Below are 26,873 nucleotides of genomic sequence, written 5' to 3'. Positions count from 1 at the left end.
CTCCTGGCCATGACACCCCCGCGTTGCGGGGTCACTCGGGCCGCCGCGGGATACGGGCCTTGACCAAGAAGCCGCTGCCGAATCTCCGGCGTGCCTCCAGGGACCCGCCGTACGCGGCGAGCCGTTCACGCAGCCCGATCAGACCCCTGCCGTTGCCGGTGCGCGCCTGTTCCGCCCTGGTGCCGCCCGTGTCGGTGACCTCGATCTCCAGCCAGTCGTCGTCATGACGCAGGGCGACCGACGCACTTGCCCCGGAGGCGTGTTTGAGTGCGTTGGTCAGGGCTTCCTGGACGACCCGGTAGGCGGCCAGTTCGACGCCGGGCGGGAGCGATTCGGGCGGCAGGGAGACCGTGAAATCCACCGGCATCCCGGTCGCCCGCACCCCCTTGACCAGGGCCTCCAGCTGGTCCAGCCCCGGCTGCGGCTGCAGTCCGTCGGCGGAGCTGCCCGGTCCGGCCAACAGGCTCATGACGGCGCGCAGTTCGGCCATCGCGGCCCGGCCGCTGGTCTCCACCGCGCGCATCGCGTCCCGGGACTCCTCCGGTGCCGTGTCCAGCACCCGGCTGGCCGCGCCCGCCTGGATCACCATCACGCTCACGTTGTGCGACACGATGTCATGGAGTTCCGCCGTGATGCGGGTGCGTTCGTCCTCCACGGCCTGCCGTGCGGCTTCCTCCTTCTCCGTCTGCAGGGTGGCCACGCGCAGCTGGCTGGCTCTGAACTGGTCCTGCCAGTACCGCACGGTCCGCGCGACGACTCCGGCAAGCAGTATGATCACGAAGGCCGCGGACCAGCTCGGCAGCTCCGGTGCGGCGTTGCGGAAGGCCACACTGCTCAGCACCGCGGCGATCGCCAGACTCGCCACCGCGAGTACGCGCCGGCGGCTGTGGGCGATTGCGCTGTAGGCGGCCGCGGCACAGACCGCGATGGTGATCCACGTGGCCTGGGACGTCAGCAGGAGACCCGTGCCCGCCGCAGCCCAGAAGGCGGGCAGCGGGTACCAGCGCCTGAAGGCCAGGGGCAGTGGGTTGAGAGCGATGAGCCAGTAGTGCGGACGAGCGCCCACCGGTACGTACGGCCGGGCGGGACTTGCCGCATCGTGCGACCCCATGACGACGTACGGGTCGACGGGCCCGAACCTCAGGCTGACGACGACGCCGATGACGGCCAGCGCGATCGCGAGGAGCGCGTCCACGAGCAGCGCCCCTGCGGTGGGCCGTGCCTCGGGACTGAGCACCTCGCGCACAGACCGTCGCCACCTGCGCCCCGCACCGCTTTCTCCATGTTCCACCAGAACATTGTGACGGCAGGGCGGAAGCTGGTACCTCCGTAGTGTTCAACTGGCGCCGGAGCACGGTTGGACGGCTGTACCGGACGCGGACGAGACGAAATCAGTGGGGCGGATTAGACGGCGCAAGTCTTGTGTTGTGCCCGATATCCGGGCCCGTGTACGGTCGATTTTCGCCGAACTCCAAGGAAAACACTGTGTCCTGTCGTTTGTGAAAAGGAACCGAAGGGGCATGAGAATGCAAGCATCGGAGTTCGCACCGATGCCCTGGAAAGAACCGGACGCCCGGCCCGCCGCGGTCATCGCCGGACTCGGAACCGCCCTTCCCCGTACGGAAATCAGCAATGCCTCGCTCGCGGAGCACTTGGACACCGATGACGAGTGGATTCGTACACGGACTGGAATCGCCTCCCGGCGACGCGCCGCCCCGGACATCTCCATGACGGATCTCGCCTCCGCGGCGGCCGCCAACGCCCTGCGCTCTGCGGGCCGTACCGCGGTGGACGCGCTGGTGCTTGCCACCACGACCCCTGACCGGCCCTGCCCCGCCGCCGGGCCCGAGGTCGCCCACCGCCTCGGCCAGGGCGGGATACCGGCCTTCGACGTCTCGGCCGTGTGCAGCGGCTTCATCTACGCCACGGCGACCGCTGCGGGACTGATCAGCGCGGGCATGGCAGAAAGCGTTGTGGTGACCGCAGCCGAGACGTACTCCCGCATCGTCGATCCCGCCGACCGGTCCACCGCGGTGCTCTTCGGCGACGGCGCGGGGGCGGTGGTGCTGCGCCGCGGCACCACGGGGGAACCGGGGGCCCTGCTCGCCTTCGACCTGGGCAGCGACGGTGCGGAACGGGATGCGATCCACGTGCCCGGCGAGCGCGAACAACCCGAGGGCCAAAGGTGGTTCAGCATGGCAGGCCGCAAGGTGTACCTGAGGGCCATCGAGCAGATGACGAGTTCGGCCCGGAAGGTGATGAAAGACTGTGCCTGGAGCTCGGAGACCGTCGGGGCCTTCGTGGCCCACCAGGCCAACGCGCGCATCATCGACGCGGTCGCCAACCGGCTCCAGGTGCCGTCGGACACGGCGGTGTGCGAGATCGCCCGGGTCGGCAACACCGCCGCCGCCTCCATCCCGCTCGCGCTGGCTGACGCCATGGACGGAGGACGTCTCAAGCCTGGCGCACGCACCGTGCTCACAGCCTTCGGAGGCGGACTGACTTGGGGTTCGGCCGCACTGACCTGGCCGCACCTGACACACGTACGTTCCGAGATCTGACCGAGGGGAATCCGCCGATGTTCGTCCACTACCTTTCCGACATCCTCGCCGGGACTTACAAGGTCCCTGCCCCCATCGACCCCGACAGGTCCTTCCAGCAACTCGAGGTGGACTCGCTCTCCCTGGCGGAACTCGGTGCACAGCTCGAGGACGAATTCGGCATAACCATCGAGGAGGAGGAGCTCACCCCCGCGACCACCGTGACCGCACTGGCCGAGTTCCTTCAGGCCAGGGGGGCGGTTCTGACGGCATGACTGCCCCATCGCAGCACCGTCCCGGTGTCGTCGTCACCGGCATCGGGATGGTCACACCGGTCGGTGTGACCACAGGCGAGGCCTGGAAAGCGGCCTGCGCCGGATTGCCCGGAGCCACGGACGATCCCAGGCTCGCCGGTCTTGGCGTGTCCTTCAGCTGCGCTGTGACCGGCTTCGACGCGGAGCAGGCGTGCGGCGGTGAAGCCCGCAGGATGGACCCCTTCACTCAGTTCGCCGTCGCCGCGGCCCGTGCCGCCGTCGCAGACGCGGCCGTGACCGACGGCTCCTGGGACCCCTCCCGGGTGGGCGTCGTGCTCGGCACTGCGGTCGGCGGGCAGCAGACCTGGGAGGAGCAGGGGCGGCGGATGGCGGTCCGGGGACCGCGTGCGGTCAACCCGCTGACCGTCCCCAAGGCCATCGGCAACATCGCGGCCGGCACCGTGGCCCTCGACCTGGGCCTGCACGGTCCGTCTCTCTCCGTGTCCACGGCATGCGCCTCGGGTACCACCGCGCTGGGCGTGGCCCTGGACCTGCTGCGCGCGGGTCGCTGCGACGTGGTCCTGGCCGGCGGCACCGAAGCCACCGTGACCCCCCTGGTCGCCACCGCTTTCGACCGTCTGAAGGCGCTCTCCCGGCACGGCGATGAGCCGGCCCGGGCATCCCGACCGTTCGACGCGCGGCGCGGCGGCTTCGTCCTGGGAGAGGGGGCGGCCGTGCTTGTCCTGGAACGCGCCGAGGACGCCCGGTCCCGCGGCCGATGCGGCTACGCGCGGCTGCTGGGATACGGCGCCTCCTCGGACTCGCATCACCTCACCGCCCCCGATCCGGAGGGGCGCGGCGCTCGGCTCGCGCTGCGGCAGGCCCTGTCGGACGCGAGGGTCCGCGCGTCGGACGTCTCACTCGTCAACGCCCACGCGACCGGCACCCCACAGGGCGACGCTGTCGAGGCACGGGTCATCGCCGGGATGTTCGGCCCGAAGGTCGCGGTCACCTCCACCAAGGGTGTGACCGGCCACATGCTGGGCGCCGCGGGAGCGGTCGAAGCCGCGTTCACCGCCCTGTCGGTCGACCAGGGGGTGATACCGCCCACCGCCAACTTCGAGGCCCCCGACGCGGATCTGCCCGAGATCGACATCGTGCACGGCGCGCCCCGGCACACCCCGGTGTCCGTCGCCGTCAGCAACTCGTTCGGCTTCGGCGGCCAGAACGCGGTCGTTGTGCTCGGCAGCGCCTGAAACGGGCGACCCCGCCCACTGCTCCTGGGCGAGGACGGACCGCCTGCCGCGGCTGATCTCTCAGGGGGAATCACCCGGAGAGATCAGCCCGGTCTCATAGGCCAGCACCACGGCCTGCACTCGATCGCGCAGTCCGAGTTTGGACAGGATCCGCGCCACGTGCGTCTTCACCGTGGCGGTACTGAGGGTCAGCCGCTCCGCCAACTCGGTGTTGCTCAGGCCGGTGGCGAGCAGGCGCAGCACTTCCAGCTCGCGTGTCGTCAGCCCGGATAGGTCCCGGTGCAGCATGGGCTTCACGTCCGCACGCGGAGAGAAGCGCTCGATCAGACGGCGTGTGATTTGGGGTGCCAGCAGGGCGTCATTGGCTCGTACGAGTCGTACTGAAGCCACGAGCTGGTCGGGGGACACGTCCTTCAGGAGGAACCCGCTGGCGCCGGCCGAAAGTGCCTCGTAGACGTACTCGTTCAGGTCATAGGTGGTCAGGATGATGACGCGCGTCTGCGTGGAACCGTCGGCGACGATCCGCCTCGTCGCCTCGATGCCGTCCATCTCCGGCATCCGGATGTCCATCAGCACCACGTCGGGCCGGGTGCGGCGCACCATGGCAACTGCCTCGCCGCCGTTGGTCGCCTCCCCCACCACTTCGATGCCGTCCGACAGTAGAATCATGCGGAATCCGGTGCGCACCAGTGCCTGGTCGTCGACGATGACGGCGCGCAACCCCCCGTCCGGATCGTCGTTGCTCACTGCCGGGGGCCTCCCACCGTTCTGCCGCGTCTTCATGCCCACATTCTGGACCATGTCCATGGTGGGCCCCCGCGCCGGAGGTACTTCGGCGCTTCGGCCGGCATGCCGACCTGTGGTCAGCCGACCGGGCTCCAGGTCCCGGCGGCGAACCCGGCATCAGCGGTGTCGAACTCGTGCGCGCCGCTGCGTTCGACCAGCTGGAAACTGAGCCCCCGCATGCCCCCGGCCTTGAACTCGGGTGCCTCGGACGGGGATGTCATCGGCGAGGAACGCCAGCCGGTGGACGCCCGTCACCCTCTCAGGATCCGAGGACTCAGGGAGGGCTCCTGCACCGTGGTGCGCGTCCGCTGCGGTGAGGGCGAAGACCACGCGCTCCGAGGCACTGCCGACGGCCACGGTGGTGACGTCCCGGCCGCCGGGGACGAGGCGGGCGACGGGCAGGGGGGACAGGCCGAAAACCTCGCCGCAGAGGGCCGCGTAATCCGCAAGGCCGCTCGCCTCCAGGCGGATGGCGATGTGGTCGAGCCGCCGGACCCGCCCTACGGGCGCGGTGGGTGCCTTTGGAGAGGATGTCCACCTGTGACCTGCAGGCGGAACGGCAGGGCCGGCGTTGGAGGCGGGAAGGAGGGTGTGGGAGACCCCGCCCCATCCCGACACGACCGGGTTCCCCTGCGGCGAACGCGTGACCGTTGCGCCGGCGGCCAGCGCCGCCTGGGCCGTTTCGGACACGTCGTCGCACGTCACCGCGATGTCGGCGACTCCGTCCCCGTGCTCGGACAGCCACTTGCCCGTCACCCAGCCCGACGTGACGACGATCTGGACATCGCCCTGTCGCAGCAGCACGGAACTCCGGTCCACCGCCACGGAGTCGGCGACCTGCGTGAAACCCATGCCAGACACGAGGAAGTGAACGGCGGCGACTTTGTCTCTCGTATAAAGCTCGACATGCGATATGTCGCGCACAGCCATTGGAAAAGCTCCTGAAAGTGGGCGGTGTTGCAGGGCTGGGCAGGGACGGCCAGTAGCCGCAGCCAACGGAAGGGACTTTCTTCCGTCGCAGCAGAATGACCCGTGGGGAGTTCAGTGATCAATACCCGGCAGGTCCGGGGGCGGTGCTGCGTTCAACCGCGGCACCGCCCCAGTTGTACGCCACTCTCTCCGCCTCCTTCCGGCCGCCGGACCACATCGTTCGGAAGTACTACATCTCCGGAGCGATGTCTTCGGCGGATCCAGCCCGCGGGAGGGATGGACCGGGATCCGGCTGGTGGTGTGATGACTCGTACCGAACCCGCAGGGCGCGGCCGCCTCATGGTCTGGCCCATCAAGTGAAAGACCGTCGTTGTATGAAGGGACCCGAAATCAGGGCCTTGTGGAGGCGGCGATTTCAAGCCCCTCGTATGAGCCTTGACAGGCGCGGCGGCGAAGACATGGGGGGCGGAGAGGGGGAACCGGCCAGGCCTTCAGCAGTGGGCTTCAGAGGGAGCCGGACCGCTCTCGCTCCTCCAGCTGTTCAGCCAGATCCAGCCAGTTGGCGGCATACTGACGTGCCAGGCTGCCTATCAGTTCCCCACAGTGCGGCGGTACGGCTGCGGTTAGACTGGACCACTGTGTCACCGCGTTCTGCTGGAGCAGCCGCAACAGGTGGCGGCCGTCCTCCTTGAGACGCAGGGACGGATCGCGCGACAGCTTGTCGAGCATCGTGCCCGGAGCGCGCGTGGCGAGCCGTGTTCTATGGCCAGGTCTCGGTACCTTCTCGGACGAAGGAAGAGCAAGGGTGACCTCGTCGGCAGCGGTGGCCGGTGTCGGCGCTGCAGAGGCCGGGTCCTCAGGAGTTTCGCGGACCGCCGGGCGGGCGGGGGCGGGGGGTTCACCGGCCCTGAGGCGCTTACGGACGTCACCTGCGGTGGCGGGAGAGATTCCTGCCAGCCGGGCGACCTCGCGCAAGGATGCCTCGGGGTTCTGGGCGATCACCTCGGCGGCTCTCTGCCGACCCTCGGCGCTGTTCAGCGGGCGCACGCGTCCGTCCCGGCCCACTCGGGTGTTCAACTGCGCCTCAGCGGCGGTTGAACGGCGGCGGATGGCGGCCACTGCCTTGGATCCGAGACCCGACGCACGTGCGATGGCCCGATCGGACATCTGCGGATGAGTGGTCATGATCCGGGAGGCGGCGGCGCGCCGGTCCGCGAGGGAGAGCGGCAGGCCGTGCGCCACGTTGGTTTCGACCGCGCGCAGGAACGCGTCCTCGGGGGACCCTTCGAAGAACTCGACATCGATGGTCTCCTGGCCTCTGATGTACGCGGCCAGGAGACGGTGCATGCCGTCAATTACCCGCAAATCGGACCGGTTGACGAGAATGGGCGGCAACGGGCCGTCGTACTCCGCCAGTTGGGTCGCATGCTCCTGGTCCAACCCTTGCGATCTCGGAGACTCGCCGGGCAGCAAGGCTGCTATCGGAACGGAGATGATTCCGGAGGTCTTGCCTCCGACTGCTTCGATGGAGAGATCGACCGCCCCGCTGTGTGCAGGTACGAGTGTCCCTATGTGCGGCTCACGCAATGTACTTACCCCCGTTTTCTTCTGCTCATGAGCTGAACGCCGCGAGCTTTTGGCTCTGTGTGTTGCAGGCTATTTAATGTCCTTTTCGACAGGGGCTCATGATGATGAGGTGCGGTCCAGGAGGTGCATAACACAGCTATCTCCATTGTTCGCTGCGGAACGGGCCTTGTCGGGCCTTCGGGGTGGAGAATCCGCCGGTGCAGGCGTGTGGGTGACCAGAGGAAGTTCCGGCGCGTCCTGACGTACGCCAGTCGTGCCTCCGGCTGATGCGAGGCGTTTTACGCCCAGGGTCCTTATGCTCGGTTCACCCAGATGAGGGGGTATCTATGTGGTGTCGACGCCACTGGTTCTGGCCGACCTCATCGCTACGGGCATGGGTACATGGGGGGAGAGTGCAGTTCTGAGTGCGCGCATCGATCCCTAATTCTGCCTGCTAGTCGTAACGGCGTGCTCCGGAGTGTGGCAAGGGAACGGTGTGCCGGCACGCCGGATGTGCAGCTGCTGCCCCCCTGCGAATGGCCGAACTGGCCACCGCCCAAAGCAGTATGACGATACGTCGTATCCGTTGCCCACGGCTTTCGGGATTGCTGCAGGAGTCCGCCCCGGCGCTCGCAGGCAGCGGTGGTCGCACAGGTCAGAGGGGGATGGGGGTGGGGCTTCGTGGGCCGCCCTGGACAGGACCGACGGGCCCATAGCTATAGTCGATCTCGCGATCGAAGAGGTGTTCGGGGGATGTCGCTGGCGATGCATGGAATCCGAGGGGGCGGTGTTGAGCGTGCGCTCGATAACTGTCACCGCGCTATCAGCCGCGACGCCCCGGTGCCACGTCACGGGCCGCGCGGCGGGGGAGCTGAACTCACCGCAATGGGCTGGGGCCGACACCGTTGCTGTTCACGGCGAGCAGCTCCTGATGGTGGATTCCAGCGGGGGACGGCAGGCGGCGTCGGTCGTCGTGCACAGGACCCGGCGACCTGCCGACCGCACGAGCCGGTTCGAGGTCCGTCGGTAGGCGGCGCGCGGACGAACGGGCTGCCCTGTCGTCCCGTCCCGACACCCGTACGCCCCCGCCGGTACAGGAGCAAGAACGATGACCGACCCTGCCCCGTCCCAGCGGCCGTTATCCCACGACGGCCCGCGCCCGTTACACCGGACGGGTAATCGAACCGGAGATCTGCCTGGCAAGCGCACCACGGGCGTGGCCGCCGCCCTGCGATGGGCGGCCTCCCGCTACTCCTTCGTGGAGGAAGAGGTCGCCGCTATCGGTGAGTTCGTCGCCCCCGGCGACGTCTGCCTGGACATCGGCGCCGAATACGGCCTCTACACATGGACGCTGGCCGCTCTGGCGGGGCCCTCGGGGTGGGTGCACAGCGTCGAGCCGCTGCCCGGCCCCGCCCGCTGGCTGAGCACCTGCGCCTGCCTCCTGGGGTGCCGCAACGTCATCGTTCACCGTACGGCTCTCGGGGCCCGCCCCGGTCATGGCACTCTGAGCCTGCCCCGGCGCAGGGGGCTGCCGGTGCACGGGCGCGCCTTCCTGACCCAGGGCGCCTCGGGGCCCGGCCCCAACAGCGAGTTCCGCACCTCGCGGCCGGTACGCACCACGGTCCTGACGCTGGACCAACTGGTGGGCCGAGCGGGCATCGAGAAGCTCAGCTTCGTGAAGGCAGATGTTGAGGGCGCCGAACTCGCCGTCCTGGCGGGGGGACAGGAGACACTGCGCCGCTGCCGGCCGACCTTGCTGCTGGAGATCGAGAGCAGGCACCTGGACAAATACGGCGCACGGCCCGCCGACGTGGTCAGCCATCTCCAGGACTTCGGCTACGGCCTCCACCGCCAGCACCGAGGGCGCTGGGTCGAATCCAGCCGCATCACCGACGACTGCCGCAATTACCTCTTCGCCTCCTGAGCCCCCACGTCTGGCAGCCAAGATCATCCACACCGAAGGCAGCGACGGCATCCATGAGCACCACTCTCGTCATCACCAACGACTTCCCTCCACGCCAGGGCGGCATCGAGACCTTCGTCCATGCGATGGCCACCCGCATACCCGGCAACGACGTGGTGGTCTACACCTCGAACGAACCTGGGGCGGTCGCGTACGACGCCACCCTGCCGTTCCCCGTGATCCGGGACTCCACCCACACCCTGCTGCCGACCCGGCGCATCACCCGAAGGGCGATGGCCATCGCCCGCGAACACGGCTGTGACCGGGTCTGGTTCGGGGCGGCGGCGCCGCTCGCCTATATGGCCCCCCATCTGCGCCGGGCCGGCATCCGCCGGACCGTCGCCACCACCCACGGCCATGAGATCTGGTGGGCCCGTTCGCCCGGGGCGCGCCAGGTGCTGCGGAGCATAGGCAACAACGTGGACGTGGTGACCTATCTGGGGCAGTACACCCGGTCCCGGATCGCGCCCGCCCTCGGACCGCGGGCCCGGATGTGCCGACTTGTACCGGGGGTCGCCCCCGAGGACTTCCGGCCCGACCTCCCTGTGCAGCGTGTCCAGGAGCTCCGCGACCAGTATGGCATCAGCGGCAGGGAGGTCATCCTGTGCGCGTCCCGCCTGGTGCCGCGCAAGGGGCAGGACACTCTCATCCGCGCTCTGCCGCTCGTCCAACGAGCCGTACCGGAAGCGGCGTTATTGATCGTCGGCGAAGGCCCGCACGAGCGGCGGCTGCGCGCCCTGGCCCGTAAGCACACCGCGGAAGGCTCCGTCGTCTTCGCGGGCGGCAAGGGCCACACCGAGATGCCGACGTTCTACGCGGCGGCCGACGTCTTCGCCATGCCGTGCCGCACCAGGCGCGCCGGCCTGGAGGCGGAGGGCCTGGGCATCGTCTTCCTGGAGGCGGCGGCCAGCGGACTGCCCGTGATCGCCGGCGACTCCGGTGGCGCACCCGACACCGTGCTCGAGGGGAAGACCGGCCACGTGGTCGATGGCACGGACGTCAAGGCCGTAGCCCGGTCCATCGCGCTGACACTGCTGTCGCCGGACCGCGCCGCGATGGGCGCCGCAGGGCGCGAATGGGTCGAGCGGCAGTGGTCATGGGACGCCTCGGCCCGCTTCCTGACACAGCTGCTCGACCCCGATCTCGAGAAGCTGCTGGAGCAGGACGTGCACCTTCGCTGACGAAGCGAACAGGTCCGGTGACGGGCGGCATCACCCGGACGATTCGCCTCGCGTACCCTATTTCAGGCCATTCGATCACTCCATCCGGCTGCTCGACTGAATCGAGCGGGGCTTCATTCAGAGCTTGTCCGTAACGTCAGGGCCGGAGCCGTCGTCGAGTGCGTCGGGGTACCGAGGCCCACTTCCGTAGCGAAACCGAAGTATGTGACCGCTTGGTCGCCTGGTTTTGCGACTGCTCCAACTGCTGGGCGATCGGCCGACTCGGCCGAGTGGGTCCGCAGCGCGTCGGCCATCGTGGCGACCTTGTCCCCGAACCTGTCGGCAGCGTCGCGTCCCGGCGTCGTGGAGGCGAAGAGGCTCTTCGCATCCGGCGCCTGGTAGAAGTCCGACAGTCCTTGGAATCGCCGGTGGGTCCGTGGGCCGGCCTGGCGGATGCCGCCTGCCTCGTCCCGCAGGGCGTCTGGGTGCTGCTCCAGGTCGCGCGGCGACCATGTCGGGCTCCCGTCCTGGCAGGGGATGCCGGTGCGGTCGACGTGGAGGATGGCGTTCATCAGGGCGCGCAGGTCGTGGGTGGGTTTGCGGATGCCGTCGCGGGCCTGACGCCAGGCTTCGAGGGTGGTGCGGATGAGTCGGACAGGTCGCTGGCGCAGGGCCGTGAGGGCTGCATGATGCCTGGGGATGCGGTGGCGGCCAGCCCGAGCAGGGCGTGCGGGGGCGTCGGTTGCACCGGGACGTGCGTTCCCCTTTTTGCGTGAACCGGTCGCTTTCTCAATGGGACGGGAGCTCTTGGCAGTGATCCGGCTCACTGCCGGTCTCTCTATTTGCGCATAAGCCATGTTCCCGGCGGATCGCCGGCCGGACGCCCATGACCGGGCAGCTCGAACTCGCCATGGAACACCGGATGGGCGCATCGGACGCTCACTGAGCGGACCCGCAGCCGCCGGACGACGCAAGGGTCGTGTCGGGGGTGTCCACCCGCAGCGGTTGCGCGTCACGCCAGTCAGTCGGTATGGGGCTCCATCGCGCCGTTCCGAGGACGGACACCCCCAGGCGCGGCCCGTACCCCCACCCGGCGTCAGGCGAAGGCGCGCGCCCTCGCCCACCCCACCCAGCAGAAAGCGCGTACCCCCACATAGCGCTCCGCGACGACCCGCACACACCGCGGAATCGGTTCAACCTCTTGACGGGAGGCAAGCCGAACGGCTCAGCTTAGAGTTCACTAGTTGGACATAGACGGGGTCTCATCGAAGCGGCCCCGTGCGCAGGAGGTCGTCGTGGAGACTCCGGGGTCGCAGTCATCGCTGCACCGAGCCAACCTGGAGCGGGTCGTACGAGCCGTGCGCCTGGCGGGCTCCCTCACCCAGGCCGAGATCGCGCGGACGACAGGCCTGTCCGCGGCGACGGTCTCCAACATCGTCCGGGAGTTGAAGGACGGCGGCACCGTCGAGGTCACACCGACCTCCGCCGGCGGCCGCCGGGCCCGCAGCGTGTCGCTGAGCGGCGACGCCGGCATCGTCATCGGCGTCGACTTCGGCCACACCCACCTCCGCGTCGCCGTCGGCAACCTCGCCCACCAGGTCCTGGCGGAGGAGTCCGAGCCCCTCGACGTCGACGCCTCGTCCACCCAGGGCTTCGACCGCGCGGAACAGCTGGTCACCCGCCTCATCGAGGCCACCGGCGTCGACCGCTCCAAGATCGCCGGCGTCGGTCTCGGCGTCCCCGGCCCCATCGACGTCGAATCCGGCACCCTCGGCTCGACGGCCATCCTCCCCGGCTGGACCGGCACCAAGCCCGCCGAGGAGCTCCGCGGCCGCCTCGGCGTCCCCGTGCACGTGGACAACGACGCCAACCTCGGCGCCCTCGGCGAGATGGTCTGGGGCAGCGGCAGGGGCGTCCGCGACCTGGCCTACATCAAGGTCGCCAGCGGCGTCGGCGCCGGTCTGGTGATCAGCGGCAAGATCTACCGAGGCCCCGGCGGCACCGCGGGAGAAATCGGGCATATTACACTCGACGAGTCCGGCCCCGTCTGCCGTTGCGGAAACCGCGGCTGCCTGGAGACCTTCGCGGCCGCGCGCTACGTGCTCCCGCTCCTCCAGTCCAGTCACGGCACCGATCTGACCATGGAGGGCGTCGTACGGCTGGCGCGGGACGGAGATCCGGGCTGCCGTCGGGTGATCGCCGACGTCGGCCGCCACATCGGCAGTGGAGTGGCCAATCTCTGCAACCTGCTGAACCCGAGCCGCGTGGTCCTCGGCGGTGATCTCGCCGAGGCCGGTGAGCTGGTGCTCGGGCCGATCCGGGAGTCCGTCGGCCGCTACGCGATCCCCAGTGCGGCACGCCAGTTGTCCGTTCTCCCCGGTGCCCTCGGCGGCCGTGCGGAAGTGCTCGGAGCGCTCGCTCTCGCCCTCAGCGAGATGGGTGATTCGACCCTTTTGGATGGGACGGCTCCCGGTGCGCTGCAGGCAGTCACCCCTGCCTTCACTTAGAGAACGGATGGCACCGTTGCCATCTCGTTAAGGATTTACTTCTTGACGTCGCACGTGTGGCCGAGTTGACTTCCAGCCACCTCGGCCGCAATGTCGCGGCCTCGTCAGGGAGGTTTTTGAAGTGAACACGCGTATGCGTCGCGCCGCTGTTGCTCTTGCCGCCGGTACGATGGCTGTTTCGCTTGCTGCCTGTGGCAGCGCCAAGGAGTCGGGCGACAACGCCGATTCCACCGGGTCCGCCAAGAAGGGCGACGACATCAAGGTCGGCCTGCTCCTTCCGGAGAACGCGACCGCCCGTTACGAGAAGTTCGACCGCCCCCTCATCGAGGAGAAGGTCAAGGAACTCACCAACGGCAAGGGCGAGGTCGTCTACGCCAACGCCAACCAGGACGCGGCCAAGCAGAACCAGCAGGTCGACACGATGGTGTCGAACAAGGTCGACGTGCTGATCGTGGACGCTGTCGACTCCAAGGCGATCGCCGGCGCGGTGAAGAAGGCCAAGGACGCCGACATCCCCGTCGTCGCCTACGACCGCCTGGCCGAGGGCCCGATCGACGCCTACACCTCGTTCGACAACGAGACCGTCGGCAAGACCCAGGGCGAGGCCCTGCTGAAGGCCCTGGGCGGCAAGGCCAAGGACGGCCAGATCGTCATGATGAACGGGTCCTCCACCGACCCGAACGCCGCCCAGTTCAAGAAGGGCGCGCACTCCGTGCTCGACGGCAAGGTGAAGATCGGCCGCGAGTACGACACCAAGGAGTGGAAGCCGGAGAACGCCAACGCCAACATGGAGGGCGCCATCTCCGCCCTCGGCAAGGACAAGATCGTCGGCGTCTACTCCGCCAACGACGGCATGGCGGGCGGCATCATCACGGCCCTGAAGGCCGCCGGCATCGCCGACATCCCGGTCACCGGCCAGGACGCCGAACTCGCCGGTGTGCAGCGCATCGTCACCGGTGAGCAGTACATGAGCGTCTACAAGCCCTACCCGCAGGAGGCGGACGTCGCGGCCGAGATGGCCGTCGCCCTCGCCCAGGGCAAGTCGCTCGACTCGATCGCCAAGGACAAGGTCGACAGCCCGACCACCAAGGCCGTCCCCTCCGTCCTCGTCCCGGTCGTCTCGCTGACCAAGGACAACATCAAGGACACCGTCATCAAGGACGGCATCTACACCGTGAACGAGATCTGCGCGGGCAAGTACAAGGCCGCCTGCGACAAGGTCGGCCTCAACTAAGCAGCCACCAAGTCCCCTGAGGGCACGGGAGTCCGGACCGGACTCCCGTGACTCCGTGCGGGGGACAGGCTGCCCCCGAGTTCCTCCGGCGCCCCGCCACATCAGCCCCGCAAGCTACGCGGGGCGCCGGACGGATCACTCCTCCCACACTTCTGCACAACCTCCCGCCGGGTCAGGCGGCGAAGGAGATGGTTCACGTGTCCGCTACGCCCGTGCTGGCGTTGCGCGGGGTCTCCAAGCGGTTCGGTGCCGTTCAGGCGCTCACCGACGTAGAGCTTGAGGTCCACGCCGGTGAGGTGGTCGCCCTGGTCGGCGACAACGGAGCCGGAAAGTCCACGCTGGTCAAGACGATCGCCGGCGTGCACCCCATCGATGAGGGTGTCATCGAATGGGACGGCAGGTCCGTCCAGATCAACAAGCCGCACGACGCCCAGAACCTGGGCATCGCGACCGTCTACCAGGACCTCGCGCTCTGCGACAACATCGACGTCGTCGGCAACCTCTACCTGGGCCGGGAGATCCGCAAGCGCGGCGTCCTGGACGAGGTGGAGATGGAGCGCCGCTCGCGCGAGCTGCTCGACACGCTGTCGATCCGCATCCCCAGCGTGCGTATCCCGATCGCCTCGCTCTCCGGCGGTCAGCGCCAGACCGTGGCCATCGCCCGTTCCATGCTCGGCGAGCCCAAGCTGGTCATCCTCGACGAGCCCACCGCGGCCCTCGGCGTCGAGCAGACCGCGCAGGTCCTCGACCTGGTCGAGCGGCTGCGCGAGCGCGGCCACGCCGTGATCCTCATCAGCCACAACATGGCCGACGTGAAGGCCGTGGCGGACAAGGTCGCCGTGCTGCGCCTCGGCCGCAACAACGGCGTCTTCGAGGTCAAGTCGACCTCGCAGGAAGAGATCATCTCCGCCATCACCGGCGCCACCGACAACGCCGTGACCCGCCGTGCGGCGCGCACGAACGGGGAGGTTTCCAAGTGAGCACCGACAAGACCTCCGCGGCTCCGGACGAGCACGTCGTGGAGAACCCCGAGGCGGCCAAGGCCGCCGTCACGGTGGTCGACCCGCGGCTGCTGGTACGCGAGCAGGGCCTCAAGGGCTATGTCTCCGAGTTCAAGCGGAAGATGAAGTCCGGCGACCTGGGTTCCATCCCGGTCGTCATCGGCCTGGCCATCATCTGGCTCATCTTCACGAGCCTGAACTCCAACTTCCTCACCGCGGGCAACCTGTCCGACATGTCCGTCGCCATGGTCGGCACCGGCATGATCGCCGTCGGCATCGTGTTCGTGCTGCTGCTCGGCGAGATCGACCTGTCGGTCGGCTCGGTCTCCGGTGTGGCGGGCGCGAGTTTCGCGGTGCTGAACGTCACCAACGGCATGAACGAGTGGCTCGCCTTCGTGCTCGCCATCCTCACCGGCACGGTCGCCGGCGTGCTGCACGGCTTCTTCTTCGCGAAGATCGGCGTGCCCGCCTTCGCCGTCACCCTGGCCGGTCTGCTGTTCTGGAACGGCTTCATGCTCCAGATCCTCGGCGACAACGGCACCATCAACCTCGACCCCGACGGGGTCGTGGCCCAGCTGACCAGCTACTACTTCTCCGACGTGGCCGCCGCCTACGGTCTGGCCGCGGTGGTGACCGCCGGGTTCTTCCTCAGCTCCTTCCTCGGCAACCGGCGCCGCGAGGCCGTGGGCGTGCCGTCGCGGCCGCTGAGCGAGACCATCGTGCGGACGGTCCTGCTGGCGGTGCTCGCCTTCACCGTCGCCGTCGTCTTCAACCAGTACAAGGGCCTGCCGCTCGCCGTGGTGATCTTCATCGTGGTGCTGCTGGTCACGGACTTCGTGCTGCGGCGCACGGCGTACGGCCGGAAGGTGTTCGCGCTCGGCGGCAGCGTCGAGGCGTCCCGCCGGGCCGGCATCAACGTGGAGATGGTCCGGATCTCGGTGTTCGCGATCTCCGGCACCTTCGCCGCGGTGGGCGGTCTGTTCATCGCCTCGAAGATCGCGGCGGCCAACCAGGGCGCCGGCGGCGGTGACCTGCTGATGAACGCGATCGCCGCGGCGGTCATCGGCGGCACGTCGCTGTTCGGCGGCCGTGGCCGCACCTGGAACGCGCTGCTCGGTGTCCTGGTGATCGTGTCGATCCAGTACGGCCTCGCCCTGGAGGGCATCGCCTCCCCGGTGCAGTACATGATCACCGGTGGTGTGCTGCTGGCCACGGTCGTCATCGACGCCGTCACCCGTAAGACGCAGAAGACCGCAGGGCGCGCGTAGCGCCGAGGAACACCTCCTGTGCCCGGTACCTCCCCAGGTACCGGGCACAGCTGTGTCGTAGCGGTGGCGCACCATGGGTAGAGCCGAACGCGTGACGTACGACGCACAGCCTCGGCGCCGCCCGCGGAGGCGGAACATTAGACTCGACAAGCCCGGCAACAGCTCTACTGCAAGGAGGCACGGGTGCCGCTGCTGACCCGTATCAGGGGACCGCGCGATCTGGACCGGCTCAACCTGGAGGAGCTGAACCAGCTGGCGGAGGAGATCCGGAGCTTCCTCGTCGAAGCGGTCTCCAAGACCGGCGGTCACCTCGGCCCCAACCTCGGCGTGGTGGAGCTCACCATCGCCCTGCACCGGGTCTTCGACTCGCCCCGGGACAAGGTGCTCTGGGACACCGGCCACCAGTCCTACGTCCACAAGCTGCTCACCGGCCGCCAGGACTTCTCGAAGCTGAAGATGAAGGGCGGCCTGTCCGGCTACCCCTCGCAGGCCGAGTCCGAGCACGACGTCATCGAGAACTCGCACGCCTCGACCGTCCTCGGCTGGGCCGACGGCATCGCCAAGGCCAACCAGATCCTGGAGCGCGACGACCACGTCGTGGCCGTGATCGGTGACGGCGCGCTGACCGGCGGCATGGCCTGGGAGGCGCTGAACAACATCGCCGACGCCAAGGACCGCCCGCTCGTCATCGTCGTCAACGACAACGAGCGGTCCTACGCGCCGACCATCGGCGGCCTCGCCAACCACCTGGCGACCCTGCGCACCACGGACGGCTACGAGCGCTTCCTGGCCCGTACCAAGGAGGTCCTGGAGCGCACCCCGGTCGTCGGCCAGGCGCTCTACGACACCCTGCACGGCGCGAAGAAGGGGCTGAAGGACTTCATCGCCCCGCAGGGCATGTTCGAGGACCTCGGCCTGAAGTACGTCGGGCCGATCGACGGACACGACCTGGAGGCCCTGGAGTCCGCCCTCGCCAAGGCCAAGCGGTTCGGCGGGCCGGTCATCGTGCACTGCCTCACCGAGAAGGGCCGCGGGTACCAGCCGGCCCTCCAGGACGAGGCGGACCGCTTCCACGCCGTCGGCAAGATCCACCCCGACACGGGCCTGCCGATCGCCAGCTCCGGCGCCGACTGGACGTCCGTCTTCGGCGAGGAGATGGTCAAGCTCGGCGAGGAGCGCGAGGACATCGTCGCCATCACGGCCGCCATGCTCCAGCCGGTGGGCCTCGACAAGTTCGCCAAACGCTTCCCCAAGCGGGTCTACGACGTCGGCATCGCCGAGCAGCACGGCGCCGTCTCCGCGGCCGGCCTGGCCACCGGCGGCGTGCACCCGGTGTTCGCCGTGTACGCGACGTTCCTCAACCGCGCCTTCGACCAGGTGTTGATGGACGTGGCCCTGCACAAGTGCGGCGTCACCTTCGTCCTCGACCGGGCCGGGGTCACCGGTACCGACGGTGCCTCCCACAACGGCATGTGGGACATGTCGATCCTCCAGGTCGTGCCCGGCCTGCGGCTGGCCGCGCCGCGCGACGCCGACCAGGTGCGTGCCCAGCTGCGTGAGGCCGTCGCCGTCGACGACGCGCCGACCGTGGTCCGCTTCTCCAAGGGCGCCGTCGGCCCCGCCGTACCGGCCCTGCGCCGCGTCGGCGGCATGGACGTGCTGCGCGAGCCCGGCACGGACCGGCCGGACGTGCTGCTGGTCTCCGTCGGCGCCCTCGCGCCGATGTGCCTGGAGATCGCCGCCCTGCTCGACAAGCAGGGCATCTCCACGACCGTCGTCGACCCGCGCTGGGTCAAGCCCGTCGACGAGGCCCTGGCCCCGCTCGCCGAGCAGCACCGCGTGGTCGTCACCGTGGAGGACAACAGCCGCGTCGGCGGCGTCGGCTCGGCGGTCGCGCAGGCGCTGCGCGACGCCGGCGTCGACGTGCCGCTGCGGGACTTCGGCATCCCGCCGCGCTTCCTCGACCACGCCTCCCGCGCGGAGGTCCTGGCCGAGATCGGGCTCACCGCGCCGGACATCGCCCGGCAGGTGACCGGTCTGGTCGCCAAGCTGGACGGGCGCTACGAGCGCAGCGCCGCGGATGCCGTGGACGCCGCGCGCGACTGAGCGGGCGCGCCCGCTGAACGGGTTCGGCAGGGGCCGGTTTCACCACCGTGAGGGTGGTGAAACCGGCCCATTGGCGTGAATTGGCCCGTGCCGGGGCATACGGATGGTGCCACCTCTCGATCATGTCGAGGACGACAAGCGTGGGAGGTATCCCGTGAGCAGCACCCTCTTCCGGACGAAGAAGGTCGAGCAGTCCATCCTCGATACCGAGGAGCCAGAACACGCGCTCAAGAAGTCCTTGTCCGCGCTGGATCTGACCGTCTTCGGTGTCGGTGTGATCATCGGCACCGGCATTTTCGTACTCACCGGCACCGTAGCCAAGGACAACGCCGGGCCCGCGACGGCTCTGGCGTTCGTGGCGTCCGGCATCGCCTGCGCCCTGGCCGCCCTCTGCTACGCCGAGTTCGCGTCCACGGTCCCGGTCGCCGGGTCCGCCTACACGTTCTCGTACGCCTCCCTCGGTGAACTGCCCGCCTGGATCATCGGCTGGGACCTCGTCCTGGAGTTCGCACTCGGTACGGCGGTGGTGGCCGTCGGCTGGTCCGGCTACATCCAGTCGCTCATGGAGAACGCGGGCTGGGTGATGCCCGCGGGCCTGGGCAGCCGGGAGGGCGCCGACGCTTTCGGGTTCGACATCCTCGCCGCCGCGCTCGTCCTCGTCCTGACCGGGATCCTCGTGCTCGGCATGAAGCTGTCGGCGCGGATCACGTCGCTGGTCGTCGCCATCAAGGTGACGGTCGTCCTGGTCGTGATCATCGCGGGCGCGTTCCTCATCAAGGGTGACAACTACGACCCCTTCATCCCGAAGGAGCAGCCCGTGGAGGCCGGGGCAAGTCTCGACTCCCCGCTGATCCAGCTCATGTTCGGCTGGGCGCCCTCCAACTTCGGCGTGATGGGCATCTTCACCGCCGCCTCGGTCGTGTTCTTCGCCTTCATCGGCTTCGACGTCGTGGCCACGGCCGCCGAGGAGACCAAGAACCCCCAGCGCGACATGCCCCGCGGCATCCTCGGCTCCCTCGCGATCTGCACGACGCTGTACGTCCTCGTCTCGATCGTCGTCACCGGCATGCAGCACTACAGCGAGTTGTCCGTCGACGCCCCGCTCGCCGACGCGTTCAAGGCGACCGGGCATCCGTGGTTCGCGGGCTTCATCAGCTTCGGCGCTGCGGTCGGCCTGACGACGGTCTGCATGATCCTGCTGCTCGGCCAGACCCGGGTGTTCTTCGCGATGAGCCGGGACGGGCTGCTGCCGCGGTTCTTCTCGCGTGTCCACCCGCGGTTCAAGACGCCGCACCGGCCGACCATCCTGCTCGGTGTGATCATCGCCATCCTCGCCGGGTTCACGCCGCTGACCGAGCTCGCCGCCCTGGTGAACATCGGCACGCTGTTCGCCTTCGTGGTCGTCGCCATCGGCGTGATCATCCTCCGCAAGTCCCGCCCCGACCTGCCCCGGGCCTTCCGCACCCCGTGGGTGCCGGTCATCCCGATCCTGTCGGTCTGCGCGTCCCTGTGGCTGATGATCAACCTGCCCGCCGAGACGTGGGTCCGCTTCGCCATCTGGATGGCCGCCGGCTTCCTCGTCTACTTCCTGTACGGCCGCACGCACAGCCGCCTCGCACGCCAGGAGTCGGGAGAGGAGCAGCCGAGCGTGGGTGGAGGCACGCCGTAAGCGGCTCGGCTTCGCCTTCTCAGCGGGGGTGGGGCGGGGCCGCGCCGGGGGGTGTCCGTCCCCGGAACGGCGCGATGGAGCCGGACACCGACTGACTGTCCGTTGACGCGCCAGCCGCTGCGGGCGGGCACCCCCCGACACGGCCCCTTGCGTACGACGGCGGGTGCGGGCGCGTGGGGGCGGGCCCGCGCGTCCCCGCCCAACTGCGGGAAATGGTGCCTCCCTCAGTGCCTTAGGGGCCTGGGAGGTGCCCCCAGGGCGGCACGGGAGGGCGCAGGCTGCACCCCGCTTCGCCGGATTGCGGACCCACCCCGCCCCAGCCCCGGCGCCGAGCACCTACGGGCGAACCGATCGCGGCCCCGCCACGTCCGCCCCCAGCTCCCCGACCCGCCTCCGCAGCTCCCGGTCCGCCGTGATCACCAGGACGGGGCGGTCACCGGCCGACGCGACGACCTCGACGATGTGGTCGTCCCCACTGCCCGGCGCCGAAGACACCCGCACCCCGGGCACGGACTCCACTCCCCGCGCCGCCCCCTCCACCACCAGGACGATCTCCGCCGGTCCCGGCACGGCGGGGACCCCCTCCACCGCCAACCGGTCGCGGAGCCGTTCCGCCGCACCCTTGCGGTCCCGCCACCAGCCGTCCGGCACCGACCCGACGACGTTCGCCGCGTCGACGACGACCAGGACAGGCGTGTGGGCGTTCATGTGGCCAGGGTCGCACGGCGGATGTGCGCCCGGCGGGGCCGGGCGGAGCGCCGGGCCCCGCCGGCCGCATAAAGTGAACAGGTGAACGGCGACTGGCTCCTCCGCGGCCGCGACGGCCGCCTCACCGTCTACCTGCCCTCCGGCGACGCCGTCCTCTGCCGTGCGGAACGCGGCCCCGCCGGCCCCTGGGAGGACGTCCCCCGCACCGTCGGCGGCAGCCAGAAGCTGCACCCGGGCGCGGCGGTCGGCCAGGGCAGGGACGGGTACGCGCATCTGGCCGCCTGGCGGCCCACCGTGCCGGGGGAGTCGGGGCTCGTGCACTCCACGCACTTCCGGCCCGGGCTCGCCGCCCTGGACTGGGTCCCGATCGGGCACCCGGACCAGAAGGGCGACCGGACGGGCCCGCCGGCCGTAGCCGTCGACGGCGCGGGGCGCGGCTACGTCTTCGTCCGGAACGGCAACGGCGGGGTGAGCCTGCGCAACCAGAAGGTCAAGGGCGGCTGGAGCTCCTGGCAGAACCTCGAAGGGCAGGACGTCCAGGGCGAGTTGGCCGCGGTGACGGGGGAATCGGGACTGGTGGAGCTGTACGCCGCCGTCCCCGGCGGGATCCTGCACTGGCGGCAGGAGGGGGACGGGAAGCGGCCGGTGCGGACCGAGGGCGTCGACGTACCCGTCCGCCCGGGGACCCTGCGCGCGCTCGCCACGTCCGCCGAGCACACCACCCTTTTCTTCACCGACAGCTCGGGTGACCTGTGCGCCTGGCGGCCCGGCGAGAAGCCGGTGACCCTCCTCACATCCGCCGGCCCCGGCCCGGTCTCCGCCGTTCGGTGTGAGATCGAGGGGCACGACTGCACCGTGCTCGTGCAGCGGTCGGCGAGCGCCAGGGTCGCCTTCGCCGCGTATCCGACCGAGCAGGAGCCTGCCGGCGCCTGGTGGACCGAGTCCGGGCCCCGGCTGCCCGCCGACGCGGTGGTGTCGGTGGCGCTCGACGAGCACGGGGAGGTCGTCGCGGCCTCTGTGTCGCCCTCGGCGGGGACCGTGCTGCTCACCCGGCGCAAGGACGAACCGGGGCTCGCGCTGGAGGCCTGGCGGGAGATCTGACCCCCGCCGGAAATGGAACAGGCCTCTTCATTTTGAGGCTCTTGACGCACCAGACACATGGGGTGTGTCAAGGGTTGTACAGATGTGTGCGTGACAAGGCGCACCTCGGGTGAACGTGGTCAAAAAGTGAAGGTCTTGTTAACCTCATCGGACTTGTTCGATTTGCTCGGGGGGCCGGTTGCAGCTGCGTCTGGCCGACGCCGTTGCAACGGGGTTGGGGAATGATGTCGTGAGCAGATCCTCCACGGTGGATCTTGTCGTTGTCGGACTCGGTTACGTGGGGCTGCCGTTGGCCAGGTCCGCCGCTGCCGCGGGCCTGAAGGTGGTCGGTCTCGACCGCAGCCGACGGGTGGTCGACGGACTGAACTCCGGCCGTTCACACGTCGACGACATCACCGACGCCGAAGTGCGCGCCATGCTGGAGCAGGGCTTCGAGGCCGTCGACCGTGCGGACGTGATCGCCGGCGCCGCCGCGGTCGTGGTGTGTGTTCCCACGCCGCTCACCGACCACGGAGCGCCGGACCTCGGCGCGGTGCACGCCGCCGTCGACGACATCGCCGCCCACCTCACCGCCGGCACGCTCGTGGTCCTGGAGTCGACGACGTACCCGGGCACGACCGACGAGGTCGTCCGGCCGCGTCTGGAGGCCGGGGGCCTGCGGGTCGGCGTCGACTTCCACCTCGCCTTCTCCCCGGAGCGCATCGACCCGGGCAACGCCTCCTTCGGCCTGGAGAACACGCCGAAGGTCGTCGGCGGCATCACGGCCGACTGCACCAAGGCCGCCCGCGCCCTCTACGAGCGGTTCGTGAACCGGGTCGTCGAGGCCAAGGGCACCCGCGAGGCCGAGATGGCCAAGCTGCTGGAGAACACCTACCGGCACGTCAACATCGCGCTCGTCAACGAGATGTCGATGTTCTGCCGCGAGATCGGTGTCGACCTCTGGGACGCCATCCGGTGCGCCTCGACGAAGCCGTTCGGGTTCGCGCCCTTCTACCCCGGCCCCGGCGTCGGCGGGCACTGCATCCCGATCGACCCCAACTACCTGTCGTACAAGGTGCGTTCGCTGGGCATCCCGTTCCGGTTCGTGGAGCTGGCGCAGGAGATCAACCAGCGCATGCCCGTGCACGTGGTGAACCGGGCCGCCGATCTCCTCAACGACCAGGGCAAGGCCGTGCGCGGCTCCCGGGTCCTGCTGCTCGGCGTGACCTACAAGCCGGACATCTCCGACCAGCGCGAGAGCCCGGCCCTGGCCGTCGCGGAGAACCTCCTCGCCCGCGGCGCCGAACTCGTCTACTTCGACCCGCGCGTCGAGGACTGGCGCGTCGGCGGTGACCCCGTCGAGCGGGCCGAGGACTACCTCGCCGCCGCCGAGACCGCGGACCTCACCATCCTGCTCCAGCCGCACCGCGAGATAGACCTCGACGAGCTGGCCGACCGCGCCCGGGCGCTCTTCGACACCCGGGGCAAATCCGCCGACCACCCGCGGGTGGTCAAGCTGTGACTTCCGAAGATACGTTCATACCCGGTGCCGTCGACTCCGGTGGGCGTCGAGCGCACCGGAAGCGGCGGCATCTGAAGGTCTCGTACTTCGTCTTCCTGGGCCTGGCCGCGCTGATCGCCACCCGGCTCGACGCCGGTTCGCTGCACCTGTACTCGATGGGCGCCATGGGCCTGCTGGCCCTGAAAATGTTCGGCGCCCTCTTCTACCGTCCGGCCAAGGCCGGGCGGGAGGAACTGGAGTACCTGGAGAACGCCTGGGTCACCGCGGTCATCCCGATCTACAACGAGGACCCGGTGATGTTCGAGCAGGGCATGCGCAGCCTCCTCGCGCAGAGCCGCCTGCCGAACGAGATCCACATTATCGACGACGCCAGCGCCAACGACTCCGGCATCCGGGCCGCCAAGAAGCTGCGCCGCGAGTTCGAGGCCAAGGGCGTCAAGTACACCGTCAGCGTCCAGCCCGAGAACAAGGGCAAGCGCGAGGCGCTGGCGCTGGGCTTCGAGGCCGCGCCGTACTCCGACATCTTCCTCTGCGTCGACTCGGACACCGTGCTGTCCCGGGACACCGTGCGCGAGCTGCTGCTGCCGCTGGCCGACGAGAAGATCATGGCCTCCACCGGCATGGTGCTCGCGCTCAACCACGACAGCAACATCTTCACGCGTCTCCAGGACCTGCGCTACGGCAACTCGTTCCTGTTCGAGCGGGCCGCCTACTCGCGGCTGAAGTCGGTGCTGTGCTGCTGCGGCGCGCTCTCCGCGTACCGCGGCACGCTGGTGCGCAAGTACCTGCCGGACTTCCTCAACCAGCAGTTCCTGGGCAAGCCGGCCGTCTTCGGCGACGACCGCCGCATGACCAACTACTGCCTGATGGAGGGCCAGGTCGTCTTCCAGGAGACCGCCGTCGGCTACACGGCCGTCCCCGAGAAGCTGCCGCACTTCCTGCGCCAGCAGGTGCGCTGGAACAAGTCCTTCTTCCGCGAATCGCTGTGGGCGTTCCGGCACCAGAAGAAGTACCGGCCGGCCTTCTGGCTGACCTGCATGGAACTCGCCCTGTGGCTGGTCTTCGGCTCGGCGATGTTCTATTCGATGGTCATCCTGCCCATCATGAAGCCCCAGCAGTTCGTCAACCACATCGGCGACTACCTGGTCTTCATGGTCCTGATGGGCTACCTGCGCAATGTGCGCTACCTCGACTTCCCGCGCCGCGGCATGGGCTTCATCAAGCGCTTCGGCATGTTCCTGCTCGCGCCGATCTACGGCGTGATCCAGCTGACGCTGCTGACCCCGCTGCGCTTCTACGCCCTGTTCACCCTCCACAAGGGCAGTTGGGGCACCCGCCAGGGCGGTGTCGAGGTGTCCGTGGCCGGGGACCACGAGCACGACGTGACGGAGATCTTCGAGGAAGAGGACCCGTACTCCGACAAGAAGGTCACGGAGACGCTCCAGTTGATGCGCCTGGAGGGCGTGGCGCTGCGCACCCGGCCGCGCCCGGCGGGCGGCATCCCCTCCCAGCCGCAGCCGATCCCCGGGTACGACGAGGAGCAGCACGCCGCCGTTCCGCAGCAGCGCGTCAGCTGGGGGGCGCCGGCGCCGGCCGGGCAGCCGCAGTGGCAGGGCGAGTACCCCGGCCACCACGACCCGTACCAGCAGCAGTACCCGGGCCACCACGCCCCGCAGCAGGGCGGATATCCGCCCCAGGACCCGTCGTGGCAACAGGGCCAGGGACACGGCCAGGGCGGCTACGGGCAGGGCGGCTGGTAGAGCCGCGGAGGAACGGAGAGAGGGGCGGCCGGGGGGCCGCCCCTCTCTTGTGCGTCCGGGCCTCGCGGGCCGGTACGCCGGGCCTCAGGTGTAGGAGGCCATGGCCTCCTCGACCGTCAGCACCGGGATGTCCCGGTCCTCGATCGCCTTCATCAGCGCCTCCAGGCCCGCGGTGCCGATCTCGGTGCTCGTCTTGGGAGCGCCGTCGACGACCTTGTGCAGACACAGGATCAGCCAGTCGCCGTTGTTCACGCACCGGTCGAGCTTGCCGCCCGCGCCCGTCAGCTTCGACAGGGCGGTACCGCCGATGCCCGTGCCGTCGTTGATGCCCGTCAGCGCCTTGAGGCGGTACGGCATCGCCGGGGCGAACGACTCGATGGTCTCGGAGATGATCGACCGGGCGGTGGTGAAGTGCCGGCTCGCGATCTGGTCGACCGGGACCCCGTCGGACGTCTTCTGGAACGCGCCGTGCGGATAGGCGAAGTGCTCGCTGGTGAAGCCGTTGGAGACCAGCCACTCGCGCAGCTTGCGGAAGTCGTCGTCGGCCTGCTCGGCGGTGAGCTTGGGGTAACTGGCCGTGTGGACGGCGTTCGCGTACGAGTGGCCGCCCATCTCCCAGCCGGAGAAGTCCTGCATCGACCGCATCTGGTCGAGCGTCAGGAAGCTGCCGGTGCCGATGGCGTCGGCGATGTTGTAGACCGTGCCGGGGAAGCCGAAGCGGTCCATGACCGGCCGGGCCAGGTCGTGGACCGACTTGTGGGAGTCGTCGAAGGTGATGGACACGACGCCCTTGGGGAAGACCGAGACGGTGTCCGGTATCAGCTCGACGGCCTGGAGCCGGTAGGTCACCGGACCGCCCGCGTTGTCGTACACGGCGAACGACATGTCGGTGAAGCCGGTCTTCGTGGAGGGCTTGCCACTGGCGCCGATGGAGTACGTGCCCGCCGCCGCGTTGACGTCCGCCCACTGGAGGTGGACGGTCACCCACTCCCCGGACTGGACGTAGTTCGCGGAAGTCTTGGAGTGGAGGTGGTGCGTCCAGGCGAAGTGGTTCGCGAGGGAACCGCTGCCCAGGTAGAAGACGCACTTGGCCAGGTTCGTGACGTCGTCGACGCGGAAGACCAGCCGGATCATCTTGCCCGTCAGGCTCATCGCCGGCATGCCCGTCTTGCGGACGTAACTCTGCTTGCCGGTGCCATTGGTGGTCACCCGGACCGACTGGGTGCCGCGCACGAAGGCGGACTTGTCGTTCGCCTCGGCCGACTCGGTGCCCGCGCCCCCGGGCGTCCAGCCGTGGCCCGACTGGAACTGCTGGGACCAACTGGCCCGGCGGTACTTGGGCCGGCGGCCGGAGGGGGCGTACAGGGGAGGCGTGGTGAGGCCTCCGATGCCGGCCCCGGCGGCCGGGGCGGCGGCGGGCTGCGCCACCACCTTGCCCAGCCACGCACCGCCGCCGGCCATGGCGACGCCTCCTGTACCGCCCATCAGCAGGGCGGAGCGCCTGCTCACCACCGGCTTGTTCTCCGTTGCCTCGGCAGCGTGCCTGTGGGCGCCGGACCGCCT

The 26,873-nt window shown here is 69.3% G+C and carries 20 protein-coding genes and 1 pseudogene; 14 read left to right on the top strand and 7 right to left on the bottom strand.

All coding sequences use genetic code 11. From position 1 onward, the window contains the following. Positions 1 to 31 precede the first annotated feature (31 nt). Complete coding sequence (locus tag HNR57_RS04910) at positions 32 to 1,246, bottom strand: sensor histidine kinase (protein ID WP_313672946.1); 1,215 nt, start codon at positions 1,244 to 1,246, stop codon at positions 32 to 34. A gap of 274 nt (positions 1,247 to 1,520) precedes the next feature. On the opposite strand from HNR57_RS04910, the gene HNR57_RS04905 reads away from it, so the two are divergent. From HNR57_RS04905 to HNR57_RS04895, 3 genes are read left to right on the top strand one after another with little or no spacing between them, the layout of a single operon-like run. After that, a complete protein-coding gene (locus HNR57_RS04905) occupies positions 1,521 to 2,561 on the top strand; it encodes a beta-ketoacyl-ACP synthase III (RefSeq protein WP_313672945.1) in 1,041 nt (346 codons plus the stop codon). 17 nt (positions 2,562 to 2,578) lie between these two features. Next, complete coding sequence (locus HNR57_RS04900; protein ID WP_184556384.1) at positions 2,579 to 2,815, top strand: acyl carrier protein; 237 nt, start codon at positions 2,579 to 2,581, stop codon at positions 2,813 to 2,815. Further along, on the top strand, positions 2,812 to 4,050 hold the full coding sequence (locus HNR57_RS04895) for a beta-ketoacyl-[acyl-carrier-protein] synthase family protein (protein ID WP_184556381.1): 1,239 nt from the start codon (positions 2,812 to 2,814) through the stop codon (positions 4,048 to 4,050). Before HNR57_RS04900 ends, HNR57_RS04895 begins: the two co-directional genes overlap by 4 nt. 60 nt (positions 4,051 to 4,110) lie before the next feature. Here HNR57_RS04895 and HNR57_RS04890 read toward each other — a convergent pair whose 3' ends face one another. The 3 genes from HNR57_RS04890 to HNR57_RS04880 all read right to left on the bottom strand — a co-directional run bounded on the left by HNR57_RS04890 (position 4,111) and on the right by HNR57_RS04880 (position 7,206). Beyond that, positions 4,111 to 4,857, bottom strand: a complete 747-nt coding sequence (locus HNR57_RS04890; protein WP_246554187.1) for a response regulator — start codon at positions 4,855 to 4,857, stop codon at positions 4,111 to 4,113. Positions 4,858 to 4,953: 96 nt separating this feature from the next. Continuing rightward, a complete protein-coding gene (locus HNR57_RS04885; protein ID WP_184556375.1) occupies positions 4,954 to 5,766 on the bottom strand; it encodes a VOC family protein in 813 nt (270 codons plus the stop codon). Between the two features lie 504 nt (positions 5,767 to 6,270). Beyond that, on the bottom strand, positions 6,271 to 7,206 hold the full coding sequence (locus HNR57_RS04880) for a ParB/RepB/Spo0J family partition protein (protein ID WP_246554184.1): 936 nt from the start codon (positions 7,204 to 7,206) through the stop codon (positions 6,271 to 6,273). Between the two features lie 1,342 nt (positions 7,207 to 8,548). Between HNR57_RS04880 and HNR57_RS04875 the strand changes: the two genes are divergently transcribed. Together HNR57_RS04875 and HNR57_RS04870 are read left to right on the top strand one after the other, a co-directional pair. After that, complete coding sequence (locus tag HNR57_RS04875; RefSeq protein WP_184556372.1) at positions 8,549 to 9,256, top strand: FkbM family methyltransferase; 708 nt, start codon at positions 8,549 to 8,551, stop codon at positions 9,254 to 9,256. 53 nt (positions 9,257 to 9,309) lie between these two features. Continuing rightward, entirely contained in the window at positions 9,310 to 10,476 is a 1,167-nt protein-coding gene (locus HNR57_RS04870; RefSeq protein ID WP_184556369.1) for a glycosyltransferase family 4 protein, read from the top strand. A gap of 512 nt (positions 10,477 to 10,988) precedes the next feature. Here the strand turns inward: HNR57_RS04870 and HNR57_RS40825 are convergent. Continuing rightward, a pseudogene (locus tag HNR57_RS40825) lies at positions 10,989 to 11,156 on the bottom strand (IS5 family transposase); the annotation flags it as partial. A gap of 594 nt (positions 11,157 to 11,750) precedes the next feature. On the opposite strand from HNR57_RS40825, the gene rok7B7 reads away from it, so the two are divergent. From rok7B7 to HNR57_RS04840, 6 genes are all read left to right on the top strand, one after another. After that, entirely contained in the window at positions 11,751 to 12,962 is a 1,212-nt protein-coding gene (rok7B7, locus tag HNR57_RS04865; RefSeq protein WP_184556367.1) for an ROK family transcriptional regulator, read from the top strand. 133 nt (positions 12,963 to 13,095) lie between these two features. Further along, positions 13,096 to 14,196, top strand: coding sequence for a substrate-binding domain-containing protein (locus tag HNR57_RS04860; RefSeq protein ID WP_184556639.1), 1,101 nt, complete (start codon positions 13,096 to 13,098; stop codon positions 14,194 to 14,196). A gap of 188 nt (positions 14,197 to 14,384) precedes the next feature. Then, positions 14,385 to 15,176 (top strand): ATP-binding cassette domain-containing protein, encoded by a 792-nt coding sequence (locus HNR57_RS04855; RefSeq protein WP_010033972.1) that lies wholly within the window; start codon positions 14,385 to 14,387, stop codon positions 15,174 to 15,176. After that, complete coding sequence (locus tag HNR57_RS04850; RefSeq protein ID WP_184556364.1) at positions 15,173 to 16,465, top strand: sugar ABC transporter permease; 1,293 nt, start codon at positions 15,173 to 15,175, stop codon at positions 16,463 to 16,465. The genes HNR57_RS04855 and HNR57_RS04850 overlap by 4 nt, the downstream gene beginning before the upstream one ends. A 183-nt stretch (positions 16,466 to 16,648) precedes the next feature. Further along, positions 16,649 to 18,571: a 1-deoxy-D-xylulose-5-phosphate synthase gene (dxs, locus tag HNR57_RS04845; RefSeq protein ID WP_184556361.1), complete on the top strand. Its 1,923-nt coding sequence runs from the start codon at positions 16,649 to 16,651 to the stop codon at positions 18,569 to 18,571. Between the two features lie 154 nt (positions 18,572 to 18,725). Next, complete coding sequence (locus tag HNR57_RS04840) at positions 18,726 to 20,240, top strand: amino acid permease (RefSeq protein WP_184556357.1); 1,515 nt, start codon at positions 18,726 to 18,728, stop codon at positions 20,238 to 20,240. 336 nt (positions 20,241 to 20,576) lie between these two features. Here HNR57_RS04840 and HNR57_RS04835 read toward each other — a convergent pair whose 3' ends face one another. After that, positions 20,577 to 20,948, bottom strand: a complete 372-nt coding sequence (locus tag HNR57_RS04835) for a PIN domain-containing protein (RefSeq protein ID WP_184556354.1) — start codon at positions 20,946 to 20,948, stop codon at positions 20,577 to 20,579. 81 nt (positions 20,949 to 21,029) lie between these two features. Between HNR57_RS04835 and HNR57_RS04830 the strand changes: the two genes are divergently transcribed. The 3 genes from HNR57_RS04830 (at position 21,030) to HNR57_RS04820 (ending at position 25,310) form a co-directional block, all read left to right on the top strand. Further along, complete coding sequence (locus HNR57_RS04830) at positions 21,030 to 22,049, top strand: PLL family lectin (RefSeq protein WP_184556351.1); 1,020 nt, start codon at positions 21,030 to 21,032, stop codon at positions 22,047 to 22,049. Positions 22,050 to 22,278: 229 nt separating this feature from the next. Continuing rightward, complete coding sequence (locus HNR57_RS04825) at positions 22,279 to 23,550, top strand: nucleotide sugar dehydrogenase (protein WP_184556348.1); 1,272 nt, start codon at positions 22,279 to 22,281, stop codon at positions 23,548 to 23,550. Further along, positions 23,547 to 25,310, top strand: coding sequence for a glycosyltransferase (locus tag HNR57_RS04820; RefSeq protein WP_184556333.1), 1,764 nt, complete (start codon positions 23,547 to 23,549; stop codon positions 25,308 to 25,310). Before HNR57_RS04825 ends, HNR57_RS04820 begins: the two co-directional genes overlap by 4 nt. 84 nt (positions 25,311 to 25,394) lie before the next feature. Here the strand turns inward: HNR57_RS04820 and HNR57_RS04815 are convergent, their stop codons facing one another. Next, positions 25,395 to 26,819, bottom strand: coding sequence for a polysaccharide deacetylase family protein (locus tag HNR57_RS04815; RefSeq protein WP_313672944.1), 1,425 nt, complete (start codon positions 26,817 to 26,819; stop codon positions 25,395 to 25,397). Positions 26,820 to 26,873: the final 54 nt, after the last annotated feature.

Origin of the sequence: Streptomyces paradoxus (genome assembly GCF_014202475.1) — a bacterium.
Classification (GTDB): Bacteria; Actinomycetota; Actinomycetes; order Streptomycetales; family Streptomycetaceae; genus Streptomyces; species Streptomyces paradoxus.
This window is presented reverse-complemented; position numbering and strand designations above follow the sequence as displayed.